At 48.3% G+C, this 757-nt stretch carries 1 pseudogene; it reads right to left on the bottom strand.

What is annotated here, in order from left to right:
* A pseudogene (locus tag GC093_RS24060) lies at window positions 1–757 on the bottom strand (hypothetical protein); the annotation flags it as partial.

Here is a 757-nt window from a genome sequence, read left to right as displayed (position 1 = left end):
ATCGCTGAGGATGCGTTGTAGTCGTCCCGTCTCCTATCCCTCCATTCCAGTTTGCTCCCCATGTGTAGACTTGTCCGTCTCTTGCCAACACCACCATATGGCCCGCTCCCTCAGACAATTGATTGGCTGGAGCTATGGCGATAGCATTAACTGAATAATTTAGTACTTTGGAGTAAAGGTTGTTTGTACCTGTTACATCGGTTACTTGCACATGGAGATCATGCACTCCGGCACTTAAAGCATCCAATGCAATAGTAAGGGTTGTCCCGGTTGCCTCTCCCGATCCTACTAACGTAACACTATCCGTATCGTATACTTTCACTTGGTTTCCGGAATCTATATTGCTCACGATAACAACCGGCATGTAGTTCGATAAAGAGCCATCCAACTGCACGTTGGGCATTGCTCGAACCATGCTGGAAGCCATTTGTTTAACAGCGACACCTGTTGTCGGCGCTGTTGCGTTCTTTGGCGTGACTTCAAAAGAGATATACTTACCTACGTCTTCATTCTGAAGCACATACGTTAAGCTGGTCGCTCCTGCTATTTTCGTATGATTCGTAAGCTGTGCGTCATCCGAGCGGTACCATTGATACGTCGTACCGTTCTCGGCATCTCCGTTAGCATCCTCATACGTATAGCTGCCTGTTAACGTTTGACCTTCTGTGATTGCTCCATTGATCGAAACATTCTTTGCCACAGGAGCCGCAGGGGCTTTCACTACGACCGTCGTGGCTGCACTCTCTGCCGCTAAACC

It is taken from the genome of Paenibacillus foliorum (genome assembly GCF_013141765.1).
GTDB lineage: Bacteria > Bacillota > Bacilli > Paenibacillales > NBRC-103111 > Paenibacillus_S > Paenibacillus_S foliorum.
This window is presented reverse-complemented; position numbering and strand designations above follow the sequence as displayed.